The following is a 19,795-nucleotide window of genomic DNA, read 5'->3' as shown; positions in this document are numbered from 1 at the left end:
ATGTAATAAGGGTGTTATTTATGAATAAAGTCTCTAAATTTATATTAATAGTATGTGTGACATCATTTGCTTATCTTTTAATATTTCCTACTTTAAAGTGGTATTTTTTTATTAATGATGAGGATAAAAAAATTAGTTCATATTCAAAAGAGGCTTTAAGGGATTATTCTAAAAATAAGGCATTGAATTCACTTATTGAACTTAAAAAGTTGTATCAAAAAAATCCTAATGCTCAAATTCCAGATGATTTGAAGTATTTAATTCCAATTGCTCAAAATAACTATAAAATTTATGGAAAAGAATTTCCCAAATCTTTTGATAATGTAAAAGTTTTAAGAGATGGGTTTTTAACAGATGCTGATATTGAAGAACTTAATCTTGAAATTTATAGGTATTATGAAGAGATAAAGAGGAATAAAAATAGAATAATACAACTTGGACTTGATTTGTCTGGAGGAATGAGTGTTACTATTTCTCTTGATTATTCAGGTCTTGAACAAAAATTGGGGAGAACTTTGAGTTTTCAAGAAAAGGAAGAAGCTTTTGAACGTACAATGCAAATACTTAAAGAGAGAGTAGACACCTTTGGGCTTACAGAGCCTAAGATTACAAGAGAAGCAAGTGGAAATAAGATTTTCTTAGATGTTCCAGGAGAAAGGGATGAAAAGCGTGTTGATTCTCTTTTAAGTGGTAGAGGAAATTTGATTTTTTATGTGGTTGATAATGAGGCTACTTCTATTCTTAATACTAAAATACTAGAAGCTGGATCTCTTTACTCAATTTCTGATATTAAAAATAGCATGATACTTGGAGATAATAAGAAAATTTTTCCTTGGTATGTTAAGGATTCTTATGGTATTGATGATGAATCTACAGTTCGTTATTATGTTGTTGATTCTAGTGTTGAGAGTTCGTTTGATGGTTCCCATATTAGTGATGCTGGGGTGTTAAACGATCACAAAACAGGTAGAGATATGGTTACATTTAATCTAGATAATGAGGGAAGTGAAAAATTTTTTGAATTTACCAAAAAAAATATTGGTAAGGCTTTAGCTGTAGTTATGGAAGGAAAAATTAAATCAGTGGCTAATATTAGTCATGCTATTGCTGGTGGAAATGTTTCGATTCAGGGGGATTCTTTTGATAAGCGCGAAGCTAGTGAGCTCGCACTTGTTTTTAAAACAGCAGCTTTTCCAGTTGAAATAAAAATAGATGATTTAAGAGTTATTGGACCTACTATTGGAGAGAAAACAGTTAAACTTGGAATAAAAGCATCTCTTTTTGCGCTTGTTTTGGTTTTCTTATTTATGTTGGTATATTATAAGATAAGTGGTTTTGTTGCGGGTTTTTCATTGGTTATTTATAATTTATTTTTAATATTGGCGATTTTATCAGCATTTAACTTTACTTTGACTCTTACAAGTATTGCAGGTCTTGTATTAACGATGGGTATGGCTGTTGATATTAACATAATTATTTATGAGCGGATTAAGGAAGAGATTAGAAATGGTCGAAAATTTGAAAGAGCATTTGATGATGGATTTAAAAAAGCTTTTTGGGCAATAATGGATTCAAATGTCACAACGTTTATTGCTGTGTTTTTTTTAACTCTTCTTGGAACCGGAACTATTCAAGGTTTTGCTTGGACTTTATCTATAGGAATTGTAGCATCACTTTTTAGTAGTTTGATCTTTTCAAGGTTTATTTTGGAACTTATGATGTCTTTTAGTAAAAGCAAATGTTTAGGTATATTTTGGAGTTCAAATTATGCAAAAGGTATTTAATTTTTTAAAAAATGGAAATAAAGTTATTATAGTTAGTTTTTGTATGATTTTATCAGGCTTTATTTATACTTTTATGTATCATGGTGGTTATAATTGGGGAATAGACTTTTCTTCAGGAGTTAATATTCATTTTGTAATAGATAAATCAGGTATTAAAGATTATGATATACAAAGAATACTCTCTTCAGTTTATAAAACATTTGATGTTAATAAAATTATTTCAAGTGATGAATCTAAGAGTCAGTTCTCTATTATAGTGAAGTCAGACGTTACTGATTATGCTTTAAAAAAAGAGATTCATAGTACATTAATTGATAAATTAAATATTGAATTTGGTGCTAATGTTGAAATTCTTGATTCTTATTTTATTGATTCAAATTTTTCATCTATTTTAAGGACAAAATCAATATTATTGGTTTGTTTAACATTTACATTTATTTTATTTTATGTGGCGTTGAGATTTAGGTTGAGTTATGCTGTTGCATCAATATTTGCAACGATACATGATATACTTTTTGTAGTTGCTTTTTTAGGGATATTTAGGATAGAAATAAATAGTTCAATAATCGTTTCTATATTGACAATTATTGGGTATTCTTTAAATGACACGATAATTATTTTTGATAGAATTAGGGAAAATTCTAGGAATATGGCAGATGCTTTATTTTTAAATATTTTAAATGTAAGTATTAAGCAAACTTTATCAAGAACTATTTTGACATCTATGACGACATTTGTTGCTGTGTTATCTATTTATGTGTTTACTGAGGGAGCTATTAAAGATTTTTCTTTAATATTTATGGTAGGTGTTGTTGTTGGTACTTATTCTTCAATTTTTATAGCTTCTCCTATTCTTTTAAGTTGTTATAAAAAAATTAAATAGATGTTTTGTTATAATATTATGATATGAAGTTTCTTGATTTTGGTTCATTAGGGTTTTATAGGTTTTTTGATTTTCAAAAACATTTAAATTTTAGTATTTTTAGATATAGTTTAATAAATTATTATTCTTATAAAGAACAGTCAAGTCTTATTAATGATGCTAATTTACTTAAAAGTAAGATTATTTTTTTAGATAAAGTTTATAAAGATATTGCTAAAGTTGTTAGTACTTCTTCAAAGTTGAATGATAGTTTAAATGTTAATAAGAAAATATTTTGTGATGCTTTGGTCACTATTAAAAATTTGATAAAAAAATATTATCCGTCATCAGAATTTCTAAATTTAGAATGTGCTGGACTTTTGAGTAATGAAGATGCTTTTAATAAATTTTTAGATAAACTTAGATATTTGAATTTTAGGGTAGATCTCAAGAAAAAGATTGAGGAATTTGATAAAAAAAATCAAACCCCATACTCTTGCATAAAAATTGCCACTTTTTTTATTAAAGAAGAGTTTTTGGAAAGATTGGCAAATACGATTGATTTCTTTTCTAATGAGGCTAATAATAATAGTCTTGATTTGATCAATAAGGAAATTGATGAGTATTGTGAAAAGGTGGAACAGGTTAAGGTAAGCGAGTATATTAAAGATACACATAAAAAATTTGTTATAGAGTATGCAAAAGAAAGAATATCAAGAATTATGAAAGATCATAGTCTTGATGTATCTAAGTTGCTTGTTAAAATTTCTTTATTAGATATTATTATTCAGTGTTTTGAGAGTTATTATTTGAATTTATTAGAGACTCTTAATATCCTTTTGTCTATAAGTAATATTATTGAGATTGGTCTAGGTGAATTGCCAGGTGCTATTTTTAATGAGTGGAATGAGTTTATTTATTTGCGTAGAAAAGAGTTTCAGAAACTTGTTTTAATATCAGATTGTGTTTTTCAGAAAAGGATAATATCTATTATAAATTCTGGATCTTGGAAGTTTACTTTCTTTAGTCTTTCTCCTCGTCAAGGTGATATTATTCAATTTTCAATAGATGTTAATAAAAGTTTTAATAATATTGAAGATGGAATTAAGGAATATGAATTTAAAATAGACAAACTTAATGATTTTAGGCTTGACTGGGAAAAAAGCTTGAAAAATTTTGAGCATTTATTTGTTTAAGATTTCTAATTATATATTTCTTTTAGTCGTTCATATATTTTTTTTACTTCATCGTTAATGATTTTAGGAACATCTACTATTAGTTTAACTCTAAGATTCCCTTTACTGGTATTTCCAAGTGCGGGCATGCCAAGACCTTTTAAACTTAGTATTTCTTCATTTTTTGTATCTTTTGGAATTTTTATCTTTATTTTTTTCCCTTCAATTGTTTCAAAGACTTTTTCACTACCCAAAGCCATTTCCCATGGATATACATTAATTTTTGTTTCTAAATTTCGTTCCTTTAAAGTAAAATTTTTATAACTTGATATTTCAAATTTGATAATTAAGTTACTTCTTTTCCCAGAAATTGGATTTATGTTTCCCTTGCCATTGAACTTTAATTTAGTAGTCTCAATTGTTCCCTTTGGAATATTAATGTCAATTTTTTCGTTGTTTATTAATATTGATTTCTTACCCCCCATATAAGCGTCATATAGTGAAATTTTAATAGTTATCTCTGTATCTTTAAGTGTGCCTCTTGTAGCTCCTCCAAAAATATCAGAAAATAAATCGAAACTTTCAAAATTATGAAAGTCAGTATTCTTAAATCCTTTACTAAACCCTTCTGTGTTGAAATTATTATTAAAATTTGCACTTCCAAAATTATCATAATTGGCTTTTTTTTGAGGAGATGAGAGAATTTCATAAGCCTCATTTATTTCTTTAAATTTTTCTTCGGCAAATTTGTTTCCTTTATTTTTGTCAGGGTGGTATTTTATGGCTAGTTTTTTATAGGCTTTTTTGATTTCTTCTGTTGTAGCGTTTTTGTGTATTCCAAGTATGTTGTAATAGTCTTTAGACATTCAACCCCCTTGTTTTTATTTTTAGTGTTATATTGAAGCTATTTAAATTCATTATAATTGATGCTATCATTATATATATTATAATTAAACTTAAATTTTTTAAAGGCTGTTTATAAAGTAGTGAATTTTTTGCGTTTAACGGATTTAAGTATTTATATTGATCTTACCAAGTGTTTTAGTTATGTTTTTTTTGATAAAATATTGCATGAGTTGTCTTATTATTTAAAGGTTTTGGGTTTTCCACAAATTAGGACTCTTTATGTTAAATACAAAACTTCAGGGCTTGGTAATAATTCTAATTTAGAATCTTTTTTAACTTCTCTATCTAAAAATTTTGATTTTGGTACATTGAATGAATTTACCTTTGAATTACATCCTTTAGAGATTACACCTTCACTGTTAGCAATTTTAAATGATTTTTCTGTTAGTAGGATTAGTCTTGATATAAAGAGTTTTTCTTCAAATTTTTTAAAAGTGATGGGTGTTTATGAGATATCTGTAGCTGAAATAAATGAGGCAGTAAATGGTATTCGTAAATTTGATTTTGATTTGAATATTGATTTAAATGTTAATATTCCTTATCAAGAAAAAATGCATCTTAGGAATGATTTAATAAAGTTAATTTCATATTCTCCTGAACATATTTGTCTTTCAGAAATTCTAGTTGATGAGGGGAATTGCATTATTGATCTTTTTAAAAATGTTTCTTTCAATTATAATGAGGCTAAGGCTGAAGATTTTTGGTTTTATGCTTTTGATTTTTTGGAATCTAATGGCTATATGAATTATGAGATTTCAAATTTTGCCTTAAGGGGACATAAGAGTGAACATAATTTGCGATATTGGGAACTTAAACCATATTTGGGTCTTGGAATAAATTCTGTTAGTTTGTTTGTTATTTCCAAAGGTGATGGTCTTCAGGCTGTAATTAGGATAGATGATAATTTTTTAGGTGGTGAAAAATCTACAGCAGCTTTTGAGATTTTGAGTGATTTGGATTTTTTTATTTGTCATTTTATTACAAATCTTGGGACTAAGAAGGGTCTTGATGTTTCTGTTTTAAAGCGTAGGTTTATATATAATCAGGAAGATTTTTGTAATTTTATTAATTATCTCTTGAGATTAAGTAAAGGAGTTGTTTTTAGCAATGATATTCTTTACTTGAATGGACATGAAAGATTTAAATTGGATTTTTATCTTCGGTTAATTAGAGAATATTTAGTTAGCAATTCTTTTAAAGTGAATTTTAAGTTTCTTTAATCTGTCCATTTTGATAGTATATGATCTTAGTGTTTTGATGGTTAAAAATACCAATTTCAAGTATTCCTGGGAGTAATTTAAAGTATTTTTCAGTCCCTTTAGGGTTTTCGATATTCATTTTTATATCTAAGATGTAGTTATTATTATCAGTTATTATTGGTCCTGCTTTAGACTTACAAGTCCTTAAAACAGGATTGAAATTCATGTCTTCTAGGTTTGCTGTAATAAATGCAAGAGCATCTGGAACAATTTCAATTGGTACAGATGTTCTTGTTCCTAAAGTTTGTACAATTTTTGTTTCATCTGTAATAATCAATAATTGATGAGAATTGTATGCCACTATTTTTTCCATTAGATGAGCTGATCCACCACCTTTTATTAGGGCTTTTGTTTCTAATAAAATTTCATCAGCTCCGTCTATTGTTATGTCTATATTTTTGCTTAGTTTTGTAAATTTGGACTCATATGTAATATTTTCTCTTGCAAGCAAATATTTTGTATCACTACTTGTTGGGTAAAGTTTTAGGTTTTTTAAGTCCCCAGATTTTATTTTTTCGCTTAAATATTTAATTGCATAAAAAACCGTTGTTCCTGTTCCAATTCCAAGGTGCATGTCGCTTTTTACATAATGATCAATTGCGTATTGTGAAACTAACTTTTTTTGTTCTTCCATTATGTATTATCCTTAATCATATAGATTTACTTATAGACTTATAGGGTAAATTATATCATTAAGAATAATATCATCAATAGTGTTATTTAGTAAAGTTTTTTAATGACTTATTGTATTTATGGCTGTGAGGGAATTTTTGAGTATTAACATTAGTTAAATTTTGTGTTAATTTATAATTGATAAAGTGTTATTAAAGTAATAAAAACATTTCTTAGGAGATTTTATGTATAAATTAGTTTTAGTGCGTCATGGTGAGAGTGAATGGAATAGGGAAAATCTTTTTACAGGCTGGACTGATGTTAAGCTTTCTGAGAAGGGTATTTCTGAAGCTTTAGAGGGCGGTAGAGTTCTTAAACAAGAAGGTTATTCTTTTGATATTGCTTTTAGCTCGGTATTGGTAAGAGCTAATGATACTTTAAATATTATTTTGCGTGAGTTGGGTCAATCTTATATTGATGTAGAGAAATCTTGGCGACTCAATGAAAGGCATTATGGAGCTTTGCAAGGATTAAATAAGGCTGAAACAGCTGAAAAATATGGAGAGGATAAGGTTTTAATGTGGAGACGTAGTTATGATATCCCTCCTATGCCTTTAGAAGAGTCTGATAAACGTCATCCAATGCATGACTTGAGATATAGAGGAATTCCTAAAAGTGAACTTCCTTCAACGGAATGTTTAAAGGATACTGTTGCAAGAGTTATACCGTACTGGACAGATAAGATTGCTAGAGCTATTATTGAGGGAAAAAAGGTTATTATTGCAGCTCATGGAAATTCTTTAAGAGCTCTTGTTAAATATCTTGATAATATGAGTGATGATGATATTTTAAAGCTTAATATTCCTACTGGTATTCCTTTAGTTTATGAACTTGATAGGGATTTAAGACCTGTTAGACATTACTACTTAGGTGATGAGGATAAGATTAAAGCAGCTATGGAATCTGTTGCTAATCAAGGAAAGAAAAAATAAAGAAGTTATAAAATACTATTGATAAAAAGAGATTGTTTAAATTAATAATCTCTTTTTATTTTATTTATAAGTCATTTATTATTAAAGCTCAATATAGTGTTTTACAATTTCTTCAAATTTTTGAATACCAATTGCTTTGATAAATCCTGCTAATTTTGGTCCTTTGTCTTTATTAATTAATATATTGTAAATTTGTTTAAAGAATAATGGGGGTTCAATGTTATTGTTTCTTGCGATATTATAAATTTCATCTTGAATTTCTTTTTCAGTTATATTGTTGAAATTTTTTTTTAAAAAATCTAGTAATTGTGTTACTCCTTGTTTGTTGCTACCCTTTAAGGGTTCAGTGTTATCGAATGTGGTTCTTAGTGAAAATTTAAATTCTTCAGGTGCAAATTTTTTGATCCAGTTAATGCAACACTCAATTTTGTTTATAAGTTTTTCTTTTTGGTTTTCTTTTACATCCTTTAAAAGTTTAAAAATTTTATCTTTGTCCCCTTCAAAAATTTGACAAATTACGCTTAAATGTCTAAAACCAATTTGATATGGAATTTCTTTATCTGGTGATTTTGGTTGAGAGAGTTCATAGATTCTTTTAAAAGCTTCTTTTTTATTTGCTTTAATATCGTCAATTCCATAATATACTCTTTCAAATTTATCGTAATCTTCATAAATTTTTATTACATCAAGATCGAATGATATTGAAAATTCTGTGTTGGGTTTTGTTGATGCAAATAAGAACCTTGTAACCTCAGGTGTGTATATTTCAAGGACATCTTTTAATGACACGACATCTCCAGATGATGAAGATATTTTTCCACCACGTCCTTTTATTGATATGAAATCATACTGAAATGTTATGGGCGGAATTCCTCCGAAAATTTTTACAATTTCTATTGAGGTGTCAAAACTTCCCCCACTACTATGATGATCTTTTCCAGCAGGTTCAAAATCAACATTTTCGTATTTCCATCGCATTGGCCAGTCGATTCTCCATGGAAGTTTTGCAGCCCATGTTTTTCTTAAATCGAGTGATTCCTTATTACCGCATTCGCAATGGTATTCAATGGAATAGCAATGATTATAATTTTTTACTGTTGTAGTATCTCTGTTGCATTTGGTGCAAAAAATGCTAATAGGGTACCAGTTGTCAGAGAGTTTTGTTGTTCTATATTGATTTAGGACTTTTGCTATTTCATCTTTATGATCTAGTGCAAACTTAATTTGATTTGAGTAATCGCTTGACATATATTTTAGACTTTGATTTATAAATTCTGGCTTAATACCTACAATAGTTAGATATTTTTCGAATTCCACTTCATTTGCTCTTGCATAGCTTGATTGATTAGTTTTGGTGTCAGGAACCCTTGTGATTGCTTTTCTTAAATGAGTTGTTAGTAATTCTTGATCAGGCATGTTTTTAGGTACTTTTCTAAATACATCATAGTTATCCCATGAGTATATAAATCTTACATTTTTGTTTGCATCTTTTAATGCTCTTGCTACAAGGTCGACGGAAATTACTTCTCTAAAGTTTCCAATATGCACAGTGCCTGATGGAGTAATGCCTGATGCAACTGTATATTGTTCCTTTTCACCTTTTTCTTCTATGATTTTCTTTGCATAAAAATCTGCCCAGTGTGTTGTTTTCATAAATATTACCCCTATTTAAAACTTGATTGTAGCATCCTATGTTTTTTGTTTCAAGATTTTAAAGAGATGTTTTAAGATGTTGTTGTGTTAATTGATTAAATTTTTAATTAGTTTAGGGTTTTTGTTCCAATTTTTTCTTGATTTTACTTGTAAGAATAAATCGCATTTTTTTTCGAATATTTCTGATATTATCTTTCTTGCTTCTTCTCCAATTGTTTTTATTCCTTTGCCTCCTTTGCCGACTATTATGCCTTTTTGACTCTCTACGGCTACTATAATATTTGCTTTAATAAAAAGTTTGTTCTTTCTATCTTCTAAGATTTCGATCTCTATATATAAAGAATATGGTAGTTCTTCTTTGAGGTTTTTAATCGTTACGCCTCTAATTATTTCACTAGTTCTTAAGTTCATTTCTTGATCTGTATAATATTCTTCTGGGTAATAAAGAGGTCCTTCTTGGAGATTTTCATAAATCTTATCTTTAATTTCTTCAATATTGATTTTTTGTTCAGCAGAAATTTTTATAATATTGTCTTTTTTTATTCCTTTTTCTTCTAAAAATATCATTATTTCTCTTTCTTTTGTTTTTTGAATATCAATTTTGTTGATGACTACTAAGAAATTAATTTTGGATTTACTGATAATTGTTAATATTTCATTCTCTTCAATGCCAGGTTCATCTTGAATATCAATTACATAAAGGATTAATTCTGTTTCTTTCATTGCAGAATGTACATTATGCATCAGTGCTATATTGAATTGCTTTTTACTTAAGTGAAAGCCCGGTGTATCTATGAAAATAATTTGCCCTCTTTTATCTGTAAATATTCCTTTTATTTTGTTTCTAGTTGTTTGTGGTATGGAGGAAATAATTGATATTTGGTGTTCACATATTGAATTTAAAAGTGTAGATTTCCCTGTTGAAGGTCTGCCTATTATTGATACAAATCCTGATTTCATTTTAGTCTTCCTATTTAAATATATTAATATATTTTATATGATAATTAATATATACAATGTTTAAGTATTGTGTTTAAAGGATTATAGTTTGAAAAAAGTTAATTTTGAGGTTTTTTGTGAACATTGTGGGGGGAAGGTTGAGCTTAATAAGTCTGTGTGTTTAAATTGTCACTCTAAACTAGGTGATCTTGAATGTCCAAATTGTGGATATGTAGGTATTGTTTCTGCATTTGAGAATGGTTGTCCAAAATGTGGTTATAGTCCTTTCGAAGAACAGTCTCAAGAGCATACTTTTAGAATGAGACAGGGATCAAGATTTAAGAGAGCTAGAACTAATAATGATTTTTTAAAGTCGAGATTTTATTTTGGATTTAATGTTAGTGTCATGCTTTATTTATTTGTGAGTTTTTTAATAGTTTTACTTTTTGTTTACATGCTGTTTTTCTAAGGATGAATTCATATGGGAATTACAGTTTTTTATTTGTTTTCTGTTTTTTTATCTTTTAAGCTTGGTGAAAATGTTAAATTTGTTGAGGATAATGTTCGTAAAACCTCTATTTTGTATTCTGATATTGAAGAAGTTGAATTTCCTTATGCTAAAACACAAATTTTAAAATTTAAAGGTAAAACTCCTATAAGGTATGCTTATTTTAGTTTTGATAACGATAGGCTTTATTCATATACTTTTGTTTTTGATAGAAAGTTGATTTCTCAATACTCTATTGTTCTTAGTGTTAGGGAAAAATTTGGCGATGCTACTGTTGTAACTCCTTTCAATTATATTTGGGATGTTGGTGATTTTATTATTGCTTTAAATAGTAATATTTTAAGGATGACATTAAAGCCTTATATTAATAAGGAGCGTTGATCTTGAGAGCTCTTTTTTCATTAATTTTTTATATATCGTGTGCCAATCATGTATATGATAAAGAAATTATTATTAATGATACTAATTTCTTTGTTAAGCTTGCACTTGATGAAGTTACTAGATCTAAAGGGTATATGGGAACTGAGAGTATAAATGAAAATAATGGTATGCTTTTTATTTTTAAAGAAGAAAAGCATTTATCTTTTTGGATGAAAGATACCCCTGTACCACTTGAGATTGCTTATATTAATTCTGTAGGTGTTATTAAGGAAATTTACAGTTTAGTTCCTTTTTCGCAAAGGGTTGTAAGTTCTAGGTATAAGGTCAAGTATGCTCTTGAGGTTCTGGAAGGTTCTTTTTCTAAATTTAAAATTAAGGTAGGTGATAGAGTGAAATTTAATTTTGATGTTAATTCTTTAAATGTGGAATAGTTACTCGGCTTTTATTTTTTGAAGCTCTTCTTCTGCATGATCTTTCATTTTTTCTTCATTATGTAAGCTATCATTATCAATTTCATTAGATTTATTTTTAATATTTACTTTTATCTCATTACCCTTTATTACCTTCTTGAAGATGGATATTGTTGCTGCGACTTCTTCAAGAGCATCTAGTAGAAAAGTTTCTTTTGCATTTTCTTCAGCTTTTACAATATATACTAAAGAATTGTTGCCTCTTTCAGGATCATGAATGATTTCCCATGATCCTAAAACTCGGTTATTGTAGCTATCACTCATTAGAGATTCTGATATTTCTTGAATTTTATTTGAATTAACATCAAATATTTCTACAATTCCAAATATTTCTCTTGTTTTTGAATTTTGATATGAATTTAGTTTTGATCTAACTATTATTTCTGTTTTTGTGTCATTGATGATTTTCAATACAATAAAATCATTTTCTTTGTCTATTTTGTATTCAATTTTGTTATTATCAAGTATTTTTTTTATTCTTTTGTCGTAGGTTACATTTTTATCTTTGCAACTTATCAATGTTATGAGTATTAAAACGACAATAACTATGTTATATTTTAGTTGATCGATGTTTAAAATACTTATTTTTAACATTTTAAAGCTTATCATATAGTTATTATAGTTTAATTATAAGGATTTTTGAAGTAAGTTTATGTATTTTAAGAGTAATGATTATTCTTATACAGTTATTCAGTCTAAAAGTAATTATGTACAAAGGTCAACTTTTGGAATTTCTTTTGTAATTTTAAATAGGGGTACAAAAATTTTTAGAGAAGATTTATTTGCTTCTCTTTCTAATTTTGATTTTATCAGAGAAATTATTTCTATTGAAAAGCAAAGTAATAGAAGTTCTCTTCAATTTATTTCAGAGAGTTATGATAAATTGAAATTTATTTTACTTTCTGATGATTTAAATTCTGGCGAGAAGGTCAATTTAGCTATGAAAGAATCTATTTGTAGTTTTGTTTTTGTGTTGCAAAGTGATATGTATTTGTTAAATCCTTTTTGGATTCCTAATATATTTGATGAAATAGTTAAAAAGAATGTTCTTCTTGTTGGTGGAGAGTTTTTTGACAAGGAAGAGGAAGTTGTTCCATCAGTCTTTATTCCCACTATTGATAAACAGCAGAAATTGAAGGTAATTTTGATAAATTCTGAGAGGGATTATGAGAAAAGTTTAATTACTATGGATTATTGTGGTCTTTACTCTAAAGAGAGGTTTGTTCAACTAGGGGGGTTTGATAGAAGAATTAAAAATGAATATTTTCAAAGACTAGATTTTGGACTTAGGGCTATTTATTTCGGGGAAAGTATCCATATCTATAGGAAACTTCGCATACAATATACCGTTTTAAATGTTCCAGAAGATTTGACAAAAAATAGAAGTTTTTTGATCTTTTTGCTTAAAAATTATGTTCCTATTTTTGTTGGAAATGGAATAAAATTTTCATTCTTTAGATTTTTGAAACTATGCTTAAGATATGGCATTAACCCTTTTAAATTTGGCAGGGAATTTAAAGAAATCAAACATGAAATTGCTAAAAATAGTTTAAGGTTTAAAGGTGACTTAAAAAGTGCAATTGAGCTTTGGGAAAATAATATTATTGATTAATTTAATCTCTGTCTATCTGTTTTTAGAAGCTCAGGAAATTGATTACATTAATATTCTGGATTCACTTGATAGTAAATTTTTTAAGTTTAACTTTAATATTGCAAATGATATTCTTACAATTGAGCATGAGAAGGGACATCTTAAGCTTAAAGTAGGCTTTGAATATGGTCTTTCATCTGTTGGTTATTATATTTATGTAGATCCTATCCTTTTAAAGAACGGAGAGATTTTGATAACCAAGAGGACTTTGATGCGGATTGAAAATCATTTTAAAGCTTTGCAAAACTACAGTAAGCCACGAATAACGTCTATAGTAATTGATCCTGGTCATGGTGGACATGATATAGGAGCTGTTGTAACTCATAAAATCAATGAACATGATATTACTCTTTTAGAGAAAGATTTTGCTTTAACTTATTCTGTTCATTTATATAAAATCTTGAGTAATTATTTTTTAGACAGAAACGTTTTATTAACACGTGTAGATGATGTTTTTGTGCCATTAAAAGATAGGTCTGAGCTTGCGAATGCAATTAAACCAGATTTTCCACATAATGTTATATTTTTATCAATACATGTAAATAATGCGCCAGATCCTGAAGCTAGGGGAATTGAATTTTGGTATCTTCCCCAAAATTCCAAAAGAGAAGTTGTAAAAAATTTTAAAGGATATGATATTAGAGGTAATAGATACTTGAAGGAGCTTAATGATATACTAGATATTAAGTATAAATATGAGTCAAAAAAATTAGCTGAGATTTTATATGAGACTTTTATTGATGTTTTATGTGAGACCAAAATTCGATCAATTAAAGAAGAACAGTGGTTTGTGATTAAAAATAGTAGTATGCCTGCTGTGTTAATTGAACTTGGGTTTTTATCTAACATTGCTGATGCTATGTTAATTTTGGATTACAATTATATGAATAAGATAAATATATTAGTACTTAAATCTTTAATTAGGTTTATTGAATTTTATGAAAAATAATTCTATTTATTGTAGTTTTTTTAGTCGTAATGGAGCAAAATATTCATTTGAGATATTAATTGCACTTTTATTGTTAAGTTTTCTATTTTCTTTATGTATGATTTTTTTAAATTATGAGAATATCTTCTTTAGGAAAGTTTTTTATTTTTATTGTGAAAATGAATTGATTGTTGATTTAAGATATTTAAAGGAGAAAAAAACTCTTAAAGAGAATTTGGATTTTTTAGTTAAAGATTTTCTATTGGGTAATAGTAAGGGTTTTTCTTTGCAATTTGACACAAAGAACGTAAAATTTTTGTATTCTTTTATAAGTAATGATGTATATTTTATAAATCTCTCAAAAGAGTTTTATAATTCTTTTAAAAATGGTGTTTATAATGACTCTGATAAACTGAGAGTAAATTTATTTGTTAAATCTTTAAAAGAAACGATTGATTTTAACTATCCTGGAAATGTTAGAAAAATTGTTATTTTTATTGAGGGATATGTTCTAAATGTTTAAGGCATTTTTAGGCAATCTCGGGTATACTGTAAGTAAAAATTAAAAATAAAAGCTATAAATTATTTTATAGAAGGAGTTAATTTTTATGTCTAAAGTAAAAAATATTGTTTTTGTTTTATTTTTTCTTATTTTCTTAAGTTCTCTTTTCGGACAAGAAGTGCCTGGAGCATCATCAGGTAATAATGTTGTGAAAAATGAACCTGGTGAGTTAGTTCTTGATTTTGCAGAACTTGCAAGAGATTCAAGCCCAACTAAGCTTGATCTTACAGATTATATTGAACTTGTGTATTCTGGGGCTTCAAATATTGTGAAGGCAGAAGATATGATCTTAGATCTTGGAATAAGTAATTGGACTGTTCTTTTAACCCCTTCATCTAGGATGCAGGCTTATGTAAAAAATTCTGTTGTTGCTCCAGCTGTTGTTAAGGGCGAATCTAAAAGATATGCGGGAGATACAATCTTAGGTGTAAGAGTATTATTTCCAAGTTATTCTCAATCTTCTGCAATGATTTTACCTCCATTTAAGATTCCTTTTTATGCTGGAGAAGACGGCAATCAATTTTTAGGTAAAGGTTTAATTGATAATGTTAAAACTATGAAAGAAGTTAAGGTTACTGTTTACAGTTTGGGTCATGAAGTCGATCTTGAAGTTTTGTTTGAAGATATGAGCAAGATGGAATATGTTTATCCTTTAGGTACCTTAAGATTTAAAGGTTGGGCAGATTTGGTGTGGTCAAATCCTAATTATCTTCCAGGCATAAGTGCTATGACAGGTAAAGATAATATTCCTAACTATCCTCTTCCTTCAAGTAAGATGAGATTTAAGGCATTTAGAGTTTCAAAGTCTCATAGCTCAAAAGATCAAAATTTGATTTTTTATGTTAAAGATGTAAGAGTTATTTATGATAAGTTAAGTGTTTCCTTGGATTCTGATATTGATAATGAATCTGTATTTAAGATTTATGAGACACGTGGAGCAGAATCACTTCGAAAATTAAAAGCACAGGAAGCTCTTAAGAAAGTTTTAAAAGTTAAAGAAAATGTGTCAATGCCAGATGAGTCTTTTCAAGATTTCTTAAAAAAAGGTAGTAATGATGAATCTGGAGCACGTACTAAAGAACAATAAATTTAATTCTTTAATAGGGCTGAATCTTTAAGATTTAGCCTCTATTAAGATAAAGTAGGAAAAATAAGCTAATGCTAGATTCAGAAAACAAAGAGCTTTTAGAGATTTTTTTTGAAGAAGCTCAGAATCTTGTAGATACTCTTGAAGAGAATATTATGTCATTAGAGGATGACCCTAATAATGCAGAGACTATTGATGAGATATTTAGGGCGGCACATACTCTTAAGGGCGGCTCAGCTTCTGTTGATATGATGGAACTTTCAGGTTTTACCCATGTTGTTGAAGATGTATTTGATGCTATTAGAGATAACAAATTAAAGATATGTAATGACCTTGTTGATTTACTTTTAAATGCACTTGATGTAATAAAATGCATGCTTGATACACGTCTTAATGGAGATGTTTATTTACAAGATGTAAGCGATCTTAAAAATAAATTAAGAAGGTTCTTAAGAGATGATCCTAAGACAGTTCCCGAGATATCTTTAGAGAATATAAATGATGATGAATTTTTGCTTTCTTCCCGTGACCTTAGTAATATGCGCGAAGTTGTTGGACTTGGGCAAAAAGTTTTAAAAGTTAGTATTTATTTTGATAAAGATAATCCTATGGCTGCAATTGCTGGTATACAGATGTTTCAGGCTTTAAAAGATTTAGGACCAATTTTGTATACGGTTCCTAATTATGAACAGCTTATTGAAGATAAATTTTTAAGAAGAGTAGATTATTATTTAATATCATTAAATAATGATAATATTGAGAAAAAAATCAAATTGTCTGATGTTGCTTTAAGTTATGCAATTGATGAATTTGATATTGATAATGAGTTGGCAAAAACAGAGGCAATTGAGAGAAATACTGTTGTTCATGATACTCTGTTTGAAGGAAAAATTCGACTTTCTAATGATGAGCTTATAAGTTTAAGGGAGCGTATTGGTGATGCTAAGTTATTTGAGGTAAAGTTAAATTTCAATAAAGATAATCCTATGTCAACAATTTCTGGATTTCAGATGTTACAGGCATTAAAAAGTTTAGGAGAAGTTTATAAATCTATTCCTGAAGATTTATTAGCTGATAAATTTTTTGATTTTATTGTATATTATTTAATATCAAATACCTCAGTAGATAGTATTTCTAAAAAGGTGGATTTGTCAGATGTTGTTATTAATTTTGATATTAACGAAATTGATTTAAAAAATATTAAAGATATAAATTTAAATACCGAAGTTGGTAGTTGTGCCTCTTTTAAGGAATCTAAAAAGACAGCTGTAAATGTTAATTTGATTAGAATTGATAGTAAAAGAATAGATTCCATATTAAACCTTGTAAGTGAAGCCGTTATAAGTAAGTCAACTTATAATCAAATAAATTCTGATATGATATCTTTTCTATATAGTTTTAATTATTTTTATGATTATCAAGAAAGTTTTCGCAATAGTTTTTTGGTAGATTTAAAGATGATTTTTAAGGATATGGATTTGGAATTGGAAAGATCTCTTGAGGACCAAATAGCAAATTTGGTGGAACATAAGCTTGATAGAACTTTACAGGATATGTTAGGTTTAAGAGATTTACTATTGAAAATTCTTCAAGATTTTAGATTTGCCTCTAATAGACTCTCTAGGATAATTACTGATTTGCATGAGAGTGTTTTAAAGACAAGAATGTTACCGGTCTCTAGTATCTTTTCAAGATTTGCAAGAGTGGTAAGAGACCTTTCAAAAAAGTTAGGCAAAATTGTAGAGCTTACTACTGAAGGAGAAGATACGGAAGTTGATAAATCTGTTATAGATGATCTTGTAGATCCTTTAATGCATTGTGTTAGAAATTCTATGGATCATGGTCTTGAAACTGCTGATGAGAGACTTAGCAAGGGTAAAGATAAAGCTGGTCATATAATTTTGCGTGCCAAGAATGAAGGTAATGTGATATCAATTGAAATTGAGGATGATGGAAGAGGTATAGATCCAGATATTATTAGGCAAAAATCAATTGAGAAAGGTTTAATAAAAGAAGATACAGTTTTATCTGAGAGTGAAATTTTGAACTTAATTTTTGAACCAGGATTTTCAACCGCTAGTCAAATTACAGATGTTTCTGGCAGAGGTGTAGGACTTGATGTTGTTAAAAATAATATTAAGAAATTAAATGGAACTATTGTTATAGATTCAAAAGTTAATGTTGGTACTACCTTTAAAATAAAGCTTCCTTTAACATTAGTGATTGTGCAAGGTCTTCTTGTAAAGTCAGGCAGTGAGATTTATGTTGTTCCTTTAAATAGTGTTCTTGAAACACATAGAGTTATTGAAGAAAATATTAAGCTTCTTGAAAATGATCATGAAGTTTATAATTTAAGGGAGGAAGTTATATCTGTACTTAGACTTGATGAGCTTTTTAATATAAAGAACGATCAAAACCTGTATGAGAAGTTTTTAATAGTCATTAACGTTAATGATAAAAAGGCTGGGATAGTTGTGGATTCTATTCTTGGAGAAGAAGATTTTGTTGTGAAACCTATTAAAGATAAATATGCTTCAAGTCCCGGAATAGTTGGAGCTACTACACTTGGGAATGGTAAGGTTGTCTTAATTATTGATGTGTTTAGGCTTTTTGACCTGAAAGATATTAAAGGATAGTCTTATGATGGAAATAAAAGAGATATGTTTAGGTGAGTATAATGTAATTAATCAGATTAAAGGATCTATTCCTGTTAATTTAGATTTAAAAGTAGTTTCTTTTAATATTGGAAATGATAGTTATCTTATAGATATTATGCAAGTTAAGGAAATTAGGAAATCTAGTAATTTTACATATGTCCCAAATGCTAAAAAATATGTGGTTGGTCTTGATAATTTAAGAGGAGAAATAATCTCTATTATTGATTTGAGGATAATGTTTAATTTGGAAGTCCGTAAGAGAGAGCTTGAAGATATTATGGTTCTTAGGAATGGTGATTTATTAATAGGAGTTATTGTTGATAAGGTTAATAATGTTTTTTCAATTGATTCTTCTTTAATTCAAGATCCTCATCCTGTTTTGTCTCAAGAAACACTTATACGTTACATAAAGGGAGTAGTTGAGTATGGTGAAAAATTGTATATTCTTCTTGATGTTGATAGGATTTTTGATTATGATAGGGAAGAAAAAATTTTATTGGAAGATAGTAGTAATGATGATGAGATAGATGCTTCTGGGAATGAGGATAAGTCATTGTCTGATAGCAATAATTTTTTAGAATTGTTAGAATCATCTGTTAGTGATTTTGCAACATCGTCTAAGGGTGATTTAGATGATTTAAAGGTTATTAAAGAAAATCTTTTTAAATATTCTTTCAATGCGTCTTTAGTAAATGATGAATTTTTAAAGAAAATTGGTATGCAATTAGATATTGCAAATATTAATGATTTGTCTTATGATAATTTTTTAGGGAAATTTTATTCAAAATCATCAGGATGCTTATGGGATGACAGATTTTTAAAGAAATTTCAGGATGAAATTGTTAAGCCATATGTTAATGATATGAGTGGTGTTGGTACTATTTTAAATATTTTTGAGATTGGATGTGGTGATGGAAAGGAGACAATATCTTTTGTGAATGTTTTATATGAGTTTTATAAAAATCCTTTTAAGGTAACAGCTATTGATAATAATTTAGTTAAAGTAATTGGCACTTCTAATTTAATTTTTTCAGAGTCTGATATTAATTTAAGCGAGATTTATAGAAAAAATTCCTTTGAGCAAAGTCCAGGAGTTTATAAATTCAAGCCAGAGATTATGAATAATATTTTATTTGAATATTCAGATGCTATTTTATCGGAATTTCCAGAAAATTTGGGAATTGTTTTTTTAAGGGATATTTTATGTTACTTGAATGATAATGAGCAAAATTTAATTCTGGATGCCATTGCAGAAAAATCTGTTAGCGGTGCTCTTTTAATTTTAGGAGATAATGAAGACCTTAAGAACAATGATATTTTTGTGAAAGATAGATCTGTTAAATATTTTAATTTGTATAAAAGGATCTAA

The 19,795-nt window shown here is 27.9% G+C and carries 19 protein-coding genes; 14 read left to right on the top strand and 5 right to left on the bottom strand.

Going from position 1 to position 19,795, the window contains the following annotated elements:
- The first annotated feature begins 20 nt into the window (after positions 1–20).
- From secD to QMG63_RS01130, 3 genes are read left to right on the top strand one after another with little or no spacing between them, the layout of a single operon-like run.
- Positions 21–1,784 (top strand): protein translocase subunit SecD, encoded by a 1,764-nt coding sequence (gene secD / locus QMG63_RS01140; protein ID WP_281860982.1) that lies wholly within the window; start codon positions 21–23, stop codon positions 1,782–1,784.
- Positions 1,768–2,667 carry a protein translocase subunit SecF gene (gene secF, locus QMG63_RS01135; protein WP_281860979.1) on the top strand — a complete coding sequence of 300 codons (900 nt, stop codon included), beginning with the start codon at positions 1,768–1,770 and terminating at the stop codon, positions 2,665–2,667. Before secD ends, secF begins: the two co-directional genes overlap by 17 nt.
- Positions 2,668–2,690: 23 nt before the next feature.
- Entirely contained in the window at positions 2,691–3,842 is a 1,152-nt protein-coding gene (locus QMG63_RS01130; protein ID WP_281860977.1) for a hypothetical protein, read from the top strand.
- A gap of 5 nt (positions 3,843–3,847) precedes the next feature.
- Here the strand turns inward: QMG63_RS01130 and QMG63_RS01125 are convergent, their stop codons facing one another.
- Positions 3,848–4,687, bottom strand: a complete 840-nt coding sequence (locus QMG63_RS01125; RefSeq protein WP_281860975.1) for a J domain-containing protein — start codon at positions 4,685–4,687, stop codon at positions 3,848–3,850.
- A 120-nt stretch (positions 4,688–4,807) separates the two neighbouring features.
- Between QMG63_RS01125 and psgB the strand changes: the two genes are divergently transcribed.
- Positions 4,808–5,947: a HemN-related non-iron pseudo-SAM protein PsgB gene (gene psgB, locus QMG63_RS01120; RefSeq protein ID WP_281860974.1), complete on the top strand. Its 1,140-nt coding sequence runs from the start codon at positions 4,808–4,810 to the stop codon at positions 5,945–5,947.
- Here psgB and rpiA read toward each other — a convergent pair.
- On the bottom strand, positions 5,934–6,620 hold the full coding sequence (gene rpiA / locus QMG63_RS01115; protein WP_281860972.1) for a ribose 5-phosphate isomerase A: 687 nt from the start codon (positions 6,618–6,620) through the stop codon (positions 5,934–5,936). The two genes, psgB and rpiA, sit on opposite strands and share 14 nt — an antisense overlap.
- Before the next feature lie 223 nt (positions 6,621–6,843).
- On the opposite strand from rpiA, the gene gpmA reads away from it, so the two are divergent.
- Positions 6,844–7,590 (top strand): 2,3-diphosphoglycerate-dependent phosphoglycerate mutase, encoded by a 747-nt coding sequence (gene gpmA, locus QMG63_RS01110; RefSeq protein ID WP_281860971.1) that lies wholly within the window; start codon positions 6,844–6,846, stop codon positions 7,588–7,590.
- A gap of 81 nt (positions 7,591–7,671) precedes the next feature.
- On the opposite strand, the gene lysS is transcribed toward gpmA, so the two are convergent.
- Together lysS and era are read right to left on the bottom strand one after the other, a co-directional pair.
- Positions 7,672–9,243 carry a lysine--tRNA ligase gene (gene lysS / locus QMG63_RS01105; RefSeq protein WP_281860969.1) on the bottom strand — a complete coding sequence of 524 codons (1,572 nt, stop codon included), beginning with the start codon at positions 9,241–9,243 and terminating at the stop codon, positions 7,672–7,674.
- A gap of 87 nt (positions 9,244–9,330) precedes the next feature.
- Complete coding sequence (gene era / locus QMG63_RS01100; protein ID WP_281860967.1) at positions 9,331–10,203, bottom strand: GTPase Era; 873 nt, start codon at positions 10,201–10,203, stop codon at positions 9,331–9,333.
- Positions 10,204–10,291: 88 nt separating this feature from the next.
- Here era and QMG63_RS01095 point away from each other — a divergent pair, with 88 nt between their 5' ends.
- The 3 genes from QMG63_RS01095 to QMG63_RS01085 are packed head-to-tail and all read left to right on the top strand — an operon-like array spanning position 10,292 to position 11,502.
- On the top strand, positions 10,292–10,651 hold the full coding sequence (locus QMG63_RS01095) for a zinc ribbon domain-containing protein (RefSeq protein ID WP_281860965.1): 360 nt from the start codon (positions 10,292–10,294) through the stop codon (positions 10,649–10,651).
- A 12-nt stretch (positions 10,652–10,663) separates the two neighbouring features.
- Positions 10,664–11,071 carry a hypothetical protein gene (locus QMG63_RS01090; protein ID WP_281860963.1) on the top strand — a complete coding sequence of 136 codons (408 nt, stop codon included), beginning with the start codon at positions 10,664–10,666 and terminating at the stop codon, positions 11,069–11,071.
- A complete protein-coding gene (locus QMG63_RS01085; protein ID WP_281860962.1) occupies positions 11,068–11,502 on the top strand; it encodes a DUF192 domain-containing protein in 435 nt (144 codons plus the stop codon). The genes QMG63_RS01090 and QMG63_RS01085 overlap by 4 nt, the downstream gene beginning before the upstream one ends.
- Here the strand turns inward: QMG63_RS01085 and QMG63_RS01080 are convergent, their stop codons facing one another.
- Positions 11,503–12,135: a hypothetical protein gene (locus tag QMG63_RS01080; protein WP_281860960.1), complete on the bottom strand. Its 633-nt coding sequence runs from the start codon at positions 12,133–12,135 to the stop codon at positions 11,503–11,505.
- Positions 12,136–12,193: 58 nt separating this feature from the next.
- Between QMG63_RS01080 and QMG63_RS01075 the strand changes: the two genes are divergently transcribed.
- The 6 genes from QMG63_RS01075 to QMG63_RS01050 all read left to right on the top strand — a co-directional run bounded on the left by QMG63_RS01075 (position 12,194) and on the right by QMG63_RS01050 (position 19,795).
- Positions 12,194–13,153 carry a glycosyltransferase family protein gene (locus QMG63_RS01075; protein ID WP_281860958.1) on the top strand — a complete coding sequence of 320 codons (960 nt, stop codon included), beginning with the start codon at positions 12,194–12,196 and terminating at the stop codon, positions 13,151–13,153.
- Positions 13,146–14,141 carry an N-acetylmuramoyl-L-alanine amidase family protein gene (locus QMG63_RS01070; protein WP_281860956.1) on the top strand — a complete coding sequence of 332 codons (996 nt, stop codon included), beginning with the start codon at positions 13,146–13,148 and terminating at the stop codon, positions 14,139–14,141. Before QMG63_RS01075 ends, QMG63_RS01070 begins: the two co-directional genes overlap by 8 nt.
- Positions 14,131–14,643 carry a flagellar filament outsheath protein gene (locus QMG63_RS01065; protein WP_281860955.1) on the top strand — a complete coding sequence of 171 codons (513 nt, stop codon included), beginning with the start codon at positions 14,131–14,133 and terminating at the stop codon, positions 14,641–14,643. The genes QMG63_RS01070 and QMG63_RS01065 overlap by 11 nt, the downstream gene beginning before the upstream one ends.
- 85 nt (positions 14,644–14,728) lie before the next feature.
- A complete protein-coding gene (locus QMG63_RS01060; RefSeq protein ID WP_281860953.1) occupies positions 14,729–15,769 on the top strand; it encodes a flagellar filament outer layer protein FlaA in 1,041 nt (346 codons plus the stop codon).
- Between the two features lie 71 nt (positions 15,770–15,840).
- The gene (locus tag QMG63_RS01055) at positions 15,841–18,405 is read left to right on the top strand and encodes a chemotaxis protein CheA (protein WP_281860951.1); all 2,565 of its coding nucleotides are present in this window, start codon (positions 15,841–15,843) and stop codon (positions 18,403–18,405) included.
- Positions 18,406–18,412: 7 nt separating this feature from the next.
- Positions 18,413–19,795: a CheR family methyltransferase gene (locus QMG63_RS01050; protein WP_281862063.1), complete on the top strand. Its 1,383-nt coding sequence runs from the start codon at positions 18,413–18,415 to the stop codon at positions 19,793–19,795.

Source organism: Candidatus Borrelia fainii (genome assembly GCF_027925085.1).
Taxonomy (GTDB): Bacteria; Spirochaetota; Spirochaetia; order Borreliales; family Borreliaceae; genus Borrelia; species Borrelia turicatae.
The sequence above is the reverse complement of the archived record's forward strand: the minus strand, read 5'-3'. Positions and strand labels throughout refer to the sequence as shown.